This is a genomic window from Kitasatospora sp. NBC_00240, from assembly GCF_026342405.1.
GTDB lineage: Bacteria > Actinomycetota > Actinomycetes > Streptomycetales > Streptomycetaceae > Kitasatospora.
Genome location: NZ_JAPEMU010000001.1, coordinates 5,487,403 through 5,500,688 on the forward strand (window position 1 = coordinate 5,487,403; position 13,286 = coordinate 5,500,688).

Annotated in this window: 9 protein-coding genes; 5 read left to right on the forward strand and 4 right to left on the reverse strand. The window is 75.0% G+C overall.

The genetic code is table 11. The annotated features are described in order from the left end of the window. Positions 1-11: 11 nt before the first annotated feature. Positions 12-2,231: a hypothetical protein gene (locus tag OG689_RS23325; RefSeq protein ID WP_266322855.1), complete on the reverse strand. Its 2,220-nt coding sequence runs from the start codon at positions 2,229-2,231 to the stop codon at positions 12-14. A gap of 172 nt (positions 2,232-2,403) precedes the next feature. On the opposite strand from OG689_RS23325, the gene radA reads away from it, so the two are divergent. Both radA and disA read left to right on the forward strand, forming a co-directional pair. Next, positions 2,404-3,954: a DNA repair protein RadA gene (radA, locus tag OG689_RS23330; protein ID WP_266322856.1), complete on the forward strand. Its 1,551-nt coding sequence runs from the start codon at positions 2,404-2,406 to the stop codon at positions 3,952-3,954. Positions 3,955-4,133: 179 nt separating this feature from the next. Further along, positions 4,134-5,192 (forward strand): DNA integrity scanning diadenylate cyclase DisA, encoded by a 1,059-nt coding sequence (gene disA / locus OG689_RS23335; protein ID WP_073924767.1) that lies wholly within the window; start codon positions 4,134-4,136, stop codon positions 5,190-5,192. An 81-nt stretch (positions 5,193-5,273) separates the two neighbouring features. On the opposite strand, the gene OG689_RS23340 is transcribed toward disA, so the two are convergent. After that, positions 5,274-6,155, reverse strand: a complete 882-nt coding sequence (locus OG689_RS23340) for a hypothetical protein (protein WP_266322857.1) — start codon at positions 6,153-6,155, stop codon at positions 5,274-5,276. Between the two features lie 337 nt (positions 6,156-6,492). Here OG689_RS23340 and OG689_RS23345 point away from each other — a divergent pair, with 337 nt between their 5' ends. Beyond that, a complete protein-coding gene (locus OG689_RS23345) occupies positions 6,493-7,386 on the forward strand; it encodes an A/G-specific adenine glycosylase (RefSeq protein WP_266322858.1) in 894 nt (297 codons plus the stop codon). 63 nt (positions 7,387-7,449) lie between these two features. Here OG689_RS23345 and OG689_RS23350 read toward each other — a convergent pair whose 3' ends face one another. Continuing rightward, entirely contained in the window at positions 7,450-9,078 is a 1,629-nt protein-coding gene (locus tag OG689_RS23350) for an MDR family MFS transporter (protein WP_266322859.1), read from the reverse strand. A 185-nt stretch (positions 9,079-9,263) separates the two neighbouring features. Here OG689_RS23350 and OG689_RS23355 point away from each other — a divergent pair, with 185 nt between their 5' ends. Next, a complete protein-coding gene (locus tag OG689_RS23355; RefSeq protein WP_266322860.1) occupies positions 9,264-9,923 on the forward strand; it encodes a TetR/AcrR family transcriptional regulator in 660 nt (219 codons plus the stop codon). 305 nt (positions 9,924-10,228) lie between these two features. Here OG689_RS23355 and OG689_RS23360 read toward each other — a convergent pair whose 3' ends face one another. After that, entirely contained in the window at positions 10,229-11,116 is an 888-nt protein-coding gene (locus OG689_RS23360; protein ID WP_266322861.1) for a M23 family metallopeptidase, read from the reverse strand. 590 nt (positions 11,117-11,706) lie between these two features. Between OG689_RS23360 and OG689_RS23365 the strand changes: the two genes are divergently transcribed. Then, the gene (locus OG689_RS23365; RefSeq protein WP_266322862.1) at positions 11,707-13,257 is read left to right on the forward strand and encodes an aldehyde dehydrogenase family protein; all 1,551 of its coding nucleotides are present in this window, start codon (positions 11,707-11,709) and stop codon (positions 13,255-13,257) included. The last annotated feature ends 29 nt before the right edge of the window (positions 13,258-13,286 follow it).

Here is a 13,286-nt window from a genome sequence, read left to right on the forward strand (position 1 = left end):
CGGAGGGCGGCCTACCGGTGGGCCGGCGCGCCCCCCGCCCGCTGGTGGCGGCCGCCCGTGCCCGCGGGTGCGGGCGACCCGGCGGAGGGCGAGGCGGCGGGGGCCGAGGGGGCCGCGGTGGCGCCGGCCGTGCCGCCGTCCGTGGGGGAGGGCGTGGGGCCGCCGGTGGGCTCGGGGGTCGTGGCCGGTGTCGACGGGGCCGGGCCGCCCGGCGGGGTGGCGGGGGCGGTGCCCGGCGAACCCGTCGGGGTGTCGGCGGGTGTCCCGGCGGTGGGCCCGGTGGACGGGCCCGGACCGGTGCCCGGACCGGTGCCCGGAGCGGTGGTCGGGTCGGCGGGGGTCGACGGGCTCCCGCCGCGCTGGTGCGGGCCGCCCTCCAGGGTGACCACGGCCTGGGACGGCGGGAGAGCGATCCGGGCCGTCCAGGCGCCGGCGGGGGCGCGTTCCTCGTCGACCGTCACGGTGACGGTGATCCGCTGGCCGGGTGCCAGCGTGCCGGCGTCCCGGCTGAGGCGCAGCCAGTCCACGTCCAGGACGGCGTGCCAGTGGATCTCCGTCCCGCCCGCGTTGGTCATGGTGATCACCGTGCGGCTGCCGTACTCGGCGGCCTCCACCGTGAGCAGCCCGACCGGGGCGGGCCCGGGCGCGGCGGGCGGCGGCATCGGCGTCGAGTGCAGGGCCGCGCCGGCGATCGGGGTCGAACCGAGGGCGGGGACGGGGACGGCAGGGCCCTGGATCTTGGGGAACAACGTTTCTGCGGGGAGGGCTCCGGCCAGTTCGAGCCCGCCGCCGGTCTGCCCGGTGGTGCGGTCGGCGCCCGGCTCGCCGGGCAGCGGCGAGGCCGCCGGTGCGTCGGCCGAGCGGCGGCCCGCGGAGCGGCCGTCGTCGTCGACGCGCACGGAGGAGACCGTGGCGGCCGCGTCGGCCGTCCCGCCGTTCTGGTGCCCGGCCCAGAGCGCGACCACCGGCGCGGCCAGCACCGCCGCGAGGACGCCCGTGGTCAGCACCCGCTGGCGGACCGCCCCGGTCCGGGCCGGGGCGGGCGCCCGGTGCCGGGGGAACCCGCGCTGGTCGAAGCGCAGGCCGGGCTCCTCCAGCCGGCGGCGGGCCGCCGCCCGGGCCGCTCGCCGGCCGGCGGCCGCGCCGGCCAGGAACGCGGCTCCGGCCGGCCCCGAGGGACCGCCGGGCCGGGCCGGCGCACCGCTGCGGGCGGGCCCGCCGGCAGCGCCCGGGCCGCCGCGGGCCGCCCGGGCGGGGTGGGCGTTCGCCGGCGAGGCCGGGTTCGGGGCCGGGTCGGGAGCCGCCGGCGCGGGCACGGCGGCCAGGCCGGGGGCGGTCCGCTCGGCGCGGGCTCGGCCCGGGCCCGTGGGGTCGGGTCCGGCGCCGGCCGCACCGGCGCTTGAGGTGCTGTCGGCGGCGCCGGCCGGCCCGGAGCGGGCCGTGGCCGGCGCGGTGAGCATCGGCAGCCCCGGCAGACCCGTGAGCCCCTCCCGTACCTCGCCGGCGACCCGCTCCGCCGTCCCCCGGCAGGTCGGGCAGTCGACCACGTGCTGGACCAGCTCGCGGCGCAGCCCGGGGCCGAGCACCCGCCCGCCCCGCCCGCCGTCGGGTTGCGGACCGCGCCCGGCCGAGACCGGCCCGCACCAGCTCTCGGCGCCCGCGCCGGCCAGCCGGTCCAGCTCCGGACAGCTGCCGACCAGCAGGACCAGCAGGGCCGCCCTGGTCCGCCGGACCTCGGCGCCGCCGGAGGCCAGCAGCGCCCGCGCGGTGTCGGCCGGCACCCCGAGCACGGCCGCCACCTCGATCGGACTGAGCCGGTGGCGCACCGCGAGCTCCAGGGCCTCCCGCTGCTCCGGGTCCGTCCCGGCCGCCTCGGGCCAGGCCAGCGCGGCCAGCTCCCCGTGGTGGTCACCGGCGGGGGCCGCGGCCGGGCCCGCACCGGCCCCCGCGGGGGAGTCGGCGGGCGGGCCGTCCGGCGCCGGAGCTCCGGGGCCGCGCTCCAGGCGGGCCAGGCAGCAGTACCGGGCCAGCGAGTAGAGCCAGGCCCTGAGCAGCCCGGGCTCGGCCAGCCGCTCGCCGTGCCGCAGGGCCAGCTCGCGGACCTCCAGGACCGCCTCGACGGCCGCCTCGTGCTCGCACAGCACCGACAGGCAGTAGGTGAACAGTCCGTCCAGCTGGCGGTCGTAGGCCGCGAGCACCGGGTTGCGGGACCTTTCCACACGCGTAGTCACCCGCCCGACGGTAGAGAGCCGGCGGGCCAGGGCCGGGCGATTCGGGCTCGCTGTACTTCTTTCGGGTAACAACACCACCCGCCCGTGTCCCTTCGGCACCAGCGGCTGCCGGGGGCGGGGCGGCCCGGGCGGCCGGTCGGGACTGTCGGAGGCAGGCGCTACGGTGGGCCGCATGGCAGCCCGTACCAAGACCACCGCCAAGCCGCGCCCGGCCTACCGCTGCACGGAGTGCGGCAACCAGCTCCCCAAGTGGGTCGGCCGGTGCCCCGAGTGCAACGCCTGGGGGACGGTCGAGGAGTACGGCGCCGTCCCTATCAGGACGACCGCCGCCGGTCCGGTCAGCGCTCCCGCGCGGCCGATCGGGCAGGTGGACGGCCAGGTCGCGACCGCCCGCACGACCGGCGTGCCGGAGCTGGACCGGGTGCTCGGCGGTGGCATCGTGCCCGGCGCGGTGGTGCTGCTGGCCGGCGAGCCCGGCGTCGGGAAGTCCACCCTGCTGCTGGACGTCGCGGCCAAGGCCGCCAGCGACCAGCACCGCACGCTGTACATCACCGGCGAGGAGTCGGCCGGTCAGGTCCGGCTGCGCGCCGACCGGATCAACGCCCTCTCCGACCACCTCTACCTCGCCGCCGAGTCCGACCTCGGCGCGGTGCTCGGCCACATCGACCAGGTCAAGCCCGGGTTGCTGATCCTGGACTCGGTGCAGACCATCGCCTCCGCCGAGCTGGACGGCTCGCCCGGCGGTCCGTCCCAGGTCCGGGAGGTGGCGGGGGCCCTGATCAGGGTCTCCAAGGAGCGCGGCATGGCGACCCTGCTGGTCGGGCACGTCACCAAGGACGGCTCGATCGCCGGCCCGCGCCTGCTGGAGCACCTGGTCGACGTGGTGCTGAGCTTCGAGGGTGACCGGCACGCCCGGCTGCGGATCATCCGCGGGATCAAGAACCGGTACGGCGCCACCGACGAGGTCGGCTGCTTCGAGCTGCACGACGAGGGCATCGTCGGGCTGGCCGACCCGTCCGGTCTCTTCCTGACCCGGCGTGACAAGCCCGTGCCCGGCACCTGCCTCACCGTCACGCTGGAGGGCCGCCGCCCGCTGGTCGCCGAGGTGCAGGCGCTGATGGTGGATTCGCAGATCCCCTCGCCCCGGCGGACCACCTCGGGTCTGGAGTCGCCCCGGATCGCGATGATCCTGGCCGTGGTCGAGCGGCACGGCGGGGTCAAGCTCGGCAAGCAGGACATCTACACCGCGACGGTCGGCGGGGTGAAGCTGACCGAGCCGTCCGCCGACCTGGCGATCGCGCTGGCCGTCGCCAGCTCCTCCTCGGACACCCCGCTGCCCAGCAACCTGGTGGCGATCGGCGAGGTCGGCCTGGCCGGCGAGGTCCGCCGGGTGACGGGCGTGCAGCGGCGGCTGGCGGAGGCTCACCGGCTCGGCTTCACCCACGCGCTCGTCCCGCCGGACCCGGGCAAGGTGCCGCGCGGCATGAAGGTGGTCGAGGTGGCCGACATCGGTGAGGCCCTGCAGGCGATCCCGGGCCGTCGCCGGGCGGCCGCCAAGCCGCGCTCCGGGGCGGGCTCCCGGGCCGGTGCCGAATCCGGGGCCGGAACCGGCGCCGGGGCCCGGACCGAGACGCCCCCGGCACCCCGCCGGGCACCCGTCGCGGCCTACCCCGAGGAGCTGATGGAGGGCTGGGAGCCGGTCGACTCCGACGAACTGGGCTGACCCAAGCCCTGTTATTGCCGCACGCAGTTAGACTTTCCCCTGTCTAATTGGCAACAAGGCAGTAATGAGCGCGACAGACCGTAGGCCGGCGCACGGCGCGAGGCGCACGGCAGGTCGACCGGAGGAGTCACGTGGCAGCCAGCGACCGGGCGGACAAGTCCTCCCGTGAGGAGGCCCTGTTGCGGGCTTCCCTCAGTGCCATCGCGCCCGGAACGGGGCTGCGCGACGGCTTGGAGCGGGTGCTGCGGGCCAACACCGGCGGGCTGATCGTGCTCGGCTTCGACAAGACCGTCGAGTCCGTGTGCACCGGCGGCTTCGTCCTGGACGTCGAGTTCTCGGCCACCCGGCTGCGCGAGCTGTGCAAGCTCGACGGCGCGGTGGTGCTGGACAAGGACATCACCAAGATCGTCCGGGCCGGCGTGCACCTGATGCCCGACCCCGGCATCCCCACCGAGGAGACCGGCACCCGGCACCGCACCGCGGAGCGGGTCAACAAGCAGACCGGCTTCCCGGTGGTCGCGGTCTCGCACTCGATGCGGCTGATCGCGATGTACGTCAACGGCACCCGGCGCGTCCTGGAGGACTCGACCACCGTGCTGTCGCGGGCCAACCAGGCGCTGGCCACCCTGGAGCGCTACAAGCTGCGCCTGGACGAGGTGGCCGGCACGCTCTCCGCACTGGAGATCGAGGACCTGGTCACCGTCCGGGACGTCACGGCCGTCGCCCAGCGCCTGGAGATGGTCCGGCTGATCGCCACCGAGATCGCCGGCTACGTGCTGGAGCTCGGCACCGACGGCCGGCTGCTCTCGCTCCAGTTGGACGAGCTGATCCAGGGCGTCGAGCCCGAGCGCGAGCTGGTCGCCCGCGACTACTTCCCCGAGCGGGCCGCCAAGCGCGGCCGGACGGTGCCGGAGGTGCTCGCCGACCTGGAGGCGCTCACCCACTCCGAGCTGCTCGACCTGCAGACCGTCGCCAAGGCGCTCGGCTACTCGGGCACACCGGAGTCGCTGGACTCCGCGGTCTCCCCGCGGGGCTACCGCCTGCTGGCGAAGATCCCGCGCCTGCCGAACACCGTGATGGAGCGGCTGGTAGAGCACTTCGGCGGACTGCAGAAGCTGCTCGCCGCCAGCATCGACGACCTGCAGACCGTCGAGGGCGTCGGCGAGACGCGGGCCCGCTCGGTCCGCGAGGGGCTGTCGCGGCTCGCGGAGTCGTCCATCCTGGAGCGCTACGTCTGACCCGGCGCCGCCCGGTACGACGGAAGGGTCCCCGAGGAAGCTCCTCGGGGACCCTTCGTCCGTCGTACCGGCTGCGGCCGGTCAGCTCTCCAGCCGGATGGAGGAGCGGGCGGAGACCAGGCCGCCGGAGAGCCCGGACAGGTCGGCCACCACCAGGTAGTTCCCGGTGGGTGCGGCCGTCGCGTCGGGGGAGGCGCACTGCGGCTTGCTGCGGCTGCGGTCCCAGGTGAAGGTCTCGGTGAGGCCGCTGCCGGCCGCGATCTGCACCCAGGTGCTCTGACGGTCCGTCGGGCAGTCCCCGGAGGACCAGACCCGCTCGCCGTTGCTGGCGGTCAGGGTGATCAGCGAGCTGACCCGGCCGAGGTCGACCCGGCAGCCGGCGGTGCCGGCGTTGCGTACGGTCAGGGCCAGCCGGGGCTTGTCCTTCGGCTGGTAGGCGTTCTGAGCGCTCGACAGCTCCAGCGTCACCTGGGAGGAGGCGCAGACCGGCAGGGCCATCACCTCGGCGGTGTTCACCGGTGGGGCCGCGGGGCCGCCGCTGGTGCCGCCGGCCCCACCGCTGCCGGTGGGGCTGCCGGTCGTACCAGGGGCGGCCGTCCCGCCCGGGGCGGTGCCGCCGCCGGGGGCCGGGGCGCTGCCGCCGTCCGTCCCGCCGCCGGTCAGGCTGACGTCGCCGCCGCCGGAGCCCGACACCCCGCCGGAGCCGGCGCCCCCCGAGCCGCCGCCGGTGCCGCCCGGGCGGCCGGTGATGGCCGGGCCGGTCGGAGCCGCACCCGGGGTGATCGCCTGGGCGGGGGTGGGGAGCGGCTTGGCGGTCTTGTGCTGGTCCCCGCCGCCTCCCTGATCGGAGGTCAGCCAGAGGACCAGGGCGAGGACCGCGGCCAGGGCCGCGAGCACGACGACTCGCCGACGCCAGTAGATCGAGGCCGGCAGCGGTCCCACGGGTTGACGCAGAGAAGGCACGCGCAAACTCTACGAGAGACTGTGCGTCCCTTGATGCACCAACACCTCACTCTCGCCCCTTCCTTCACATGATCCGCAATTTGGGCCGGATGGGGGAGCCGCCCGGTGCCCCGCGGGCCGGCGCCGGCAGGCGGGTCCTTGGTGCACGGAGCGTGGCCCGGGGCCGGCCGGACGGCCCGGGAGCCCGCCCCGAACGACTTTGCGGAACGTCCCGCCCCGGCCCGGTCCGGCCGCCGCCAGGTGCCCGGGGGTGTCCCGCCGGTCCGCGCACCGGCGGACCCGGCAGGTACGCGGACCGGCACACGGCGGGCCGCGCCCGTGGGAGGATCGGGGGGTCATGGCTACCACTTCCACCACCCCCGCCCCGCTGCTGCACTCGACCGTTCTCGACTGGTACGAGGCCCACGCGCGCGACCTGCCCTGGCGAACCCCGGACGCCTCGCCGTGGGCGGTGATGGTGAGCGAGTTCATGCTGCAGCAGACGCCGGTCAAGCGGGTGCTGCCGGTCTACCGGGCCTGGCTGGAGCGCTGGCCGACGCCCGCCGACCTGGCGGCGGACGCACCCGGCGAGGCGGTCCGGATGTGGGGGCGGCTCGGCTACCCCCGCCGCGCGCTGAGACTGCACGGCGCCGCGACCGCCATCACCACCACGCACGGCGGCGAGGTGCCGGACGACCACGCCTCGCTGCTCGCCCTGCCGGGCGTGGGCGAGTACACGGCCGCCGCGGTCGCCTCGTTCGCCTTCCGCCAGCGGCACGTGGTGCTGGACACCAACGTCCGCCGGGTGTTCGCCCGGGCCGTGACGGGCGTCGAGTACCCCGCGCAGGCGACCACGGCGGCCGAACGCCGGACGGCGACCACGCTGCTGCCGGAGACCGCCGAGACGGCCGCGACCTGGGCGGTCGGCGTGATGGAGCTGGGCGCGCTGGTCTGTACGGCGCGGAGCCCGGAGTGCGGCGCCTGCCCGTTGAGGCGGCACTGCGCCTGGCAGCTGGCGGGCCGGCCGCCGTACGAGGGCCCGGCCCGGCGCGGTCAGACGTACGAGGGCACCGACCGACAGGTGCGGGGCAAGCTGCTCGCGGTGCTGCGGGAGGCCCACGGCGAGGTGCCGCAGGCCCGGCTGGACGAGGTCTGGCCGGAGCCGGTGCAGCGGGCCCGGGCCCTGGACGGCCTGGTGGCGGACGGGCTGGTCGAGCCGGTGGCACAGGGTGTCTACCGGCTGCCGCGGTAGCAGCCCCGGTACAGGCCGACGGCCCCGCTGCGACAGGTGTCGCAGCGGGGCCGTCGGGGTGGGTCAGATCGCGGCGGCCTCGAGGTTCTTCTCGGCCGGCTCGCCGGTACCGCGCAGCGGCACCTCGCGCATGAAGATGGCGGCGGCGACGGCGATCACGGCGGCCGCGGCGCCCCAGAGGAACACCGTGTGCATGCCGTTGGCGACGGCGTGGTGGTAGGCGTCCTGCACCGGGGCGGGGAGCGTCCGGAGCGCGGCCGGGGTCATCTGGCCGGGGTTGGCGCCGGCACCGGCGCCGGCCTGGTCGCCGAGCCGGTCCTTCATGGTCGCGGTGACCTGGTTGTTGAACAGCGCGCCGAACAGCGCGACACCGAAGGAGCCGCCGATCGTCCGGAACAGGGTGGCGGTGGAGCTGGCCACGCCCATGTCCTTCAGCTCGACGCTGTTCTGCGCCACCAGCATGGTGATCTGCATCAGGAAGCCCATGCCCGCGCCGAGCACCACCATGAAGCAGGCGGAGGTGAAGGTGCTGGTCTCGGTGCCCATCGTGGAGAGCAGCAGCATGCCGCCGGTCATCACGAGGGTGCCGATGATCGGGAAGATCCGGTACTTGCCGGTCTTGGTGACGGCCTGGCCGACCACCAGCGAGATCACCAGCATGCCGAGCATCATCGGCATCAGCAGCAGGCCCGAGTTGGTCGCCGAGGCGCCCTGGACGGTCTGCTGGTAGAGCGGCAGGAAGACGGTGGAGCCGAACATCACGAAGCCGACGATGAAGCCGATGACCGAGACCAGCGTGAAGTTCAGGTTGCTGAACAGGCTGAGCGGGAGCATCGGCTCCTCGACCCGCTGCTCGACGTAGCAGAACGCGATCAGCGAGGCGACGGCGAGCGCGCCCAGGCCGAGGATCTGCTTCGAGCCCCAGGCGTACTCCTGGCCGCCCCAGGTGGTGATCAGGGTCAGCGCGGTGATGCCGGCGGTGAGCAGGACGGCGCCGACGTAGTCGATCCGCGCGGTCGAGCGGACCTTCGGCAGGTGCAGGGTGACGACGACCACGCCGAGCGCGACGACGCCCAGCGGCAGGTTGATGTAGAAGATCCAGTGCCAGCTGAAGTGGTCGGTGATGAAGCCGCCGAGCAGCGGGCCGCCGATGGTGGCCAGGGCCATCACCGCGGCGAACATGCCCTGGTACTTGCCGCGGTCACGCGGCGCGATCAGCGCACCCATGATCGACATCACGCCGACCATCAGACCACCGGCGCCCAGGCCCTGCAGGGCGCGGAAGCCGATCAGCTCGTTCATGTTCTGGGAGAGGCCGGAGAGCGCCGAGCCGACCAGGAAGATCACGATGGAGGTGAGGAAGGTGCCCTTGCGGCCGTAGAGGTCGCCGAGCTTGCCCCAGATCGGGGTCGAGGCCGCCGTGGCCAGGGTGTACGAGGTGACCACCCAGGACAGGTGCTCGGCGCCGCCGAGGTCGCCGACGATGGTCGGCATGGCGGTGCCGACGATCAGGTTGTCGAGCATGGCGAGCAGCATGGTGACGACCAGGCCGGTCATCACCAGGCGGATCTCGCGGGGGGATCGGAACTGCTGCTCGGAGTCCTTCGCGGCGGTCGCCGGAGCGTCCGAGGGGACCTCCTCGGCTGCGGCGGCGGAGCTGTCCTCCGCGCTCCCGACCTGCTTGTGTGGCATGAAAGCTTCTCCCAGGAGAGGGTGTCGGACGCCCGGTTCCGAGGGAACTTACTTGACGACCGGCTAGTTATACGTTCGTCGGCACGGTAGGTTGTCCCGAGCCGGGCGTCAAGCCGGTTTCGGCACGAAAGCCCTGGGCAGGGAGAATGGACCCAGAGGTGAGCGTCCGGACCGGTACTCGCCGAATGTCAACGCAGTCTGAGGCAGGCCAGGACGCCATGGGTACGACGCAGAGCCCCCGCAGTGACACCCGGGGGCGCATCATCCGCGTGGCGCTGGAGCTGTTCTCCGAGCAGGGCTACGAACAGACCTCGCTGCGCGAGATCGCCGACCGGCTCGGCGTGACGAAGGCGGCGCTGTACTACCACTTCAAGACCAAGGACGACATCGTCCACGGCATCGTCGACACCATGGCGGCGCCGATCGACGAGGCGATCGCCTGGGGCGAGCAGAAGCCGTGGTCGCCCGAGCTGCGGGACGAACTGGTCCGGCGGTTCGCGGCGGGGATGTCCGAGCGGGCGCCGCTGCTGCGGTTCTTCCACGAGAACCAGCCCGCGCTGCGCGACTCCCCGGCCGGGCTGGAGTTCAAGGAGCGGATGATCGCCATGATCCGCCTGGTGCACGGCCCGGGCGCCTCTTTCGAGGACCGGCTGCGCGCCACCATGTCCCTGTTCACCATCAACTCCGCGATGTTCCTGCTGAAGCAGGGCATGACCGAGGCGTCGCCCGGCGCGGCCGGGGACCGGTGCGGGGAGGCGCAGGCCGAGGCGCTGGCGGAGAGCCTCCCGGCGGCCCTGACGGTGGCGCTGGAGATCGCCACACTGATCGAGCCCAAGGACGACTGACCGGGCGTCACGAGGGCCCGGAGCGGCGGCCGGCGACGGCAACCGCAAGACCTCGGCGGGCGGCGCCCGCACCGGGGACGCCGACCGCGACGGGCCGGTCGCGGCAACGGCGGACGGCCGGTCGGGGGGGGGGGAACCCGGCCAGCCGGCCGCCGTCCTTCTGGAGCCGGTGTGGTGTCTCCGGCGGGCCACGGCGCCGGTGTGGTGTCTCCGGCGGGCCACGGCGCCGGTGTGCTGTCCCCGGCGGGCCACGGCGCCGGTCCCGCCGCCCGCTCTGCGCGGGTCGGTCGGCTGCGCCCCGCGGGTCAGAAGTCGCTGACGCCGTGGCCCGACAGGAACGCGATCGGGTTGATCACGGCGCCGTAGTGGTTGCTGGAGCGGATCTCGAAGTGCAGGTGCGGCCCGGTCGAGTTGCCGGTGTTGCCGGAGGCGCCGATCTGCTCCCCGGCCGTCACCTCGTCGCCCGCGCTGACCTCCAGCTCCGACATGTGGGCGTACTGGGCGTAGTGGCCGTCCGTCAGCTTCAGGACGACCTCCTTGCCGTACGCGCCGTCCCAGCCGGCCGAGACCACCCGGCCCTCGCCGACCGCGAGCAGCGGCGTGCCCGGGTCCACGGCGAAGTCGACGCCGGTGTGGTAGCCGGCCGCGTACTCGGGGTTGGCCACCCCGTACGGGTTGCTGGTCGGCGCGTTGGGCACGGGAGCGGACCAGGCCGGGGCCGGCGCGGGGGCCGGTGCGGGCGCGGGCTCCGGCGCGGGGGCCGGTGCGGGCACCGGGATCGGGACCGGCACCGCGAGGTTGGCGGCGACCGCGACCGAGTCGTGCGAGGGGGCGTGCCTGACCTGGTACGCGCTCGGTCCGGCGATCTGGACCAGCCCGGCGGCGGGCCCCTCCCCGTGCGGGGAGGTGAAGGCGGAGATGCCCGGCGTGGTGGGTATGACCGTCTGGGCCGACGCGTTGGCGGGCACCCCGGCGACCAGGACGCCGCCCACTATCACCGCGGCGGCGCCGGCCGCGGTGGCGGCCCGGACGCGGGTGCGGGGCAGGGTCGACTGCGGCCCGTGGAGCGCGCGCAGCGGGGCGATGCCGGTACGGGCGGCCTGGCCGAGTCGGGGCTGCCAGGACGCCGCGTGGGCGGCCGCGGTGGTGGCGAGGCGGCGCAGGGCCGGCCCCGGGTTCGGGACGGTGGACATCGGGATGCTCAACCTCACGGGGCGTACGGGGACAGCACTGAGCCCGGTAGGGCGTGCAGAGCGGGGGACCACTCAGGTGTAAACCGTTACCGAGCGGAGTCCCAAACGGTGTGACGTACTACGGCGTGTAGTCATCGTGAGGTCTGAACTTCAGGCTGTCGGAGTAATGATCGGCGGATTTGATCACGGTCTGATGGTCCGTGGGACGCCCTTCGGCCCGCGCGGGCCGCCGAGGATCGCCCGCCGAGCGGCGCCGGCCGGCCTCCTACCGCCGTTAGTACCGGCGCCCGGCCTGTGACCATCGACACCGGCGGCCCCGCCCGCCGTGTGCCGTGGCTCACCGCCGCAGCCCGCTTCCCCGGCCCCCGGCGGGGCCGATCGTGAGCCCGGTCACCCGCGCCCGGGACGGCCTCCCGGGCGGGCCCGCGCTCCCGTGCCACTCTGTGCGCGGAACCGCACGGTCCGGTCGGGCGCAGCGCCCGACCGGCCGGGCCCGGGCGCGTTCCGGCCGGTCCGCCCCAGGAACACGGCCGGCCGCCCCGGCCCCCGAGCCCTGCCCGAGACACCTTCCCCGACCGGAGGCACTCCAGATGGCGGCACCACAGCTCAAGCCAGGCCACTCCTGGGACGAGACGTACGCCCGCTGCGTACGCGCCGCCCCCGAGGCCTTCACCCCCGACCGGCTGCTGAACCTCGTCCGCGGCGAGTGGCGCACCGTCGGCACGCCCGGCGAGCACACCACCCCGATCGACGGCGCCACCGTCCCCGGCCCGCCGCGGGTGGGCATCGAGGAGGCGCGCGGCGCGGTCGCCTTCGCGATCGAGCAGCACGCCGTGTGGAGCAAGGTCCCGCTGGACGAGCGGAAGGCCCGGGTGGCCGCCGCGGTGGAGGCCCTCGCCGAGCAGCGGGAGCTGCTGGCGCTGCTGCTGGTCTGGGAGATCGGCAAACCCTGGCGGCTCGCCTGCGCCGACGTGGACCGGGCGCTGGACGGCGTGCGCTGGTACCTCGACCAGATCGAGCGCCAGACCGCCGGCCGCACCCCGCTGCCCGGCCCGGTCTCCAACATCGCCAGCTGGAACTATCCGATGAGCGTCCAGGTGCACGCCGAGCTGGTCCAGCTGCCGGCCGGCAACGCGGTGGTGGCCAAGACCCCCTCGCAGGGCGGCTTCCACTGCCTCACCCTGGCGCACGCCCTGATGCGCCGGGCCGGCCTCCCGGTGACCCTGCTCTCCGGGCAGGGCGCCAGCATCGCGGACGCGCTGATCCGCGCGCCCGGCCTGGGCGCCCTCGCCTTCGTCGGCGGCCGGGCCAACGGCCGCCTGGCGGCCACCTCGCTCGCCGACCTCGGCCGCCGGCACTTCCTGGAGCAGGAGGGCCTGAACGCCTGGGGAGTCTGGGACTTCAGCGACTGGCCGACGCTCGCCGCGCACCTGCGCAAGGGCTTCGAGTACGCGAAGCAGCGCTGCACCGCGTACCCGCGTCACGTCGTCCAGCGCTCGCTGTTCCCGGCCTTCCTGGAGACTTATCTGCAGGTCGTCGGGGGTCTGCGGTTCGGCCACCCGCTGGCCGTCGACGACCCGGCCGACGACCTCCCCGAGCTGGACTTCGGGCCGGTCATCCATGCCGCCAAGGCCACCGAGCTGCGCGCGCAGTTCGACGCGGCCGTGACCGCCCGGGCCGTCCCGCTGTACCGCGGGACCCTGGCGGACGGCCGGTTCCTGCCCGGCCAGGTCCTGGACGCGTACCTGGCCCCGGCCTGCGTGCTGGAGCCGCCCGCCAACTGGGCGCTGCACCACTCCGAGCCGTTCGGGCCGCTGGACTCGGTCGTGCTGGTCGACACCGAGTCCGAACTGCTCGCCGCGATGAACGCCGGCAACGGCTCGCTGGTCGCCTCGCTGGCCACCGACGACCGGGACTTCGCCGCCCGGATCGGCCCCGACCTGCTGGCCTTCAAGGTCGGGGTGAACAGGCCGCGCAGCCGGGGCGACCGCGAGGAGGTCTTCGGCGGACTCGGCGCCTCCTGGAAGGGCGCCTTCGTCGGCGGTGACCTCCTGGTGCAGGCGGTCACCTACGGGCCGGAGGGGGCGCAGGAGAAGCTGTACGGCAATTTCCCGTCGCACTCGCTCTACCCGCCCCGCTGACCTGTCCGTCGTTCTGGGCGACCATCGAG

Coding starts and splice junctions, on each gene's coding strand:
- OG689_RS23365 (WP_266322862.1), top strand. CDS start 11,707: ATGGCGGCACCACAGCTCAAGCCAGGCCACTCCTGGGACGAGACGTAC.
- OG689_RS23355 (WP_266322860.1), top strand. CDS start 9,264: ATGTCAACGCAGTCTGAGGCAGGCCAGGACGCCATGGGTACGACGCAG.
- OG689_RS23360 (WP_266322861.1), bottom strand. CDS start 11,116: ATGTCCACCGTCCCGAACCCGGGGCCGGCCCTGCGCCGCCTCGCCACC.
- OG689_RS23345 (WP_266322858.1), top strand. CDS start 6,493: ATGGCTACCACTTCCACCACCCCCGCCCCGCTGCTGCACTCGACCGTT.
- OG689_RS23350 (WP_266322859.1), bottom strand. CDS start 9,078: ATGCCACACAAGCAGGTCGGGAGCGCGGAGGACAGCTCCGCCGCCGCA.
- radA (WP_266322856.1), top strand. CDS start 2,404: ATGGCAGCCCGTACCAAGACCACCGCCAAGCCGCGCCCGGCCTACCGC.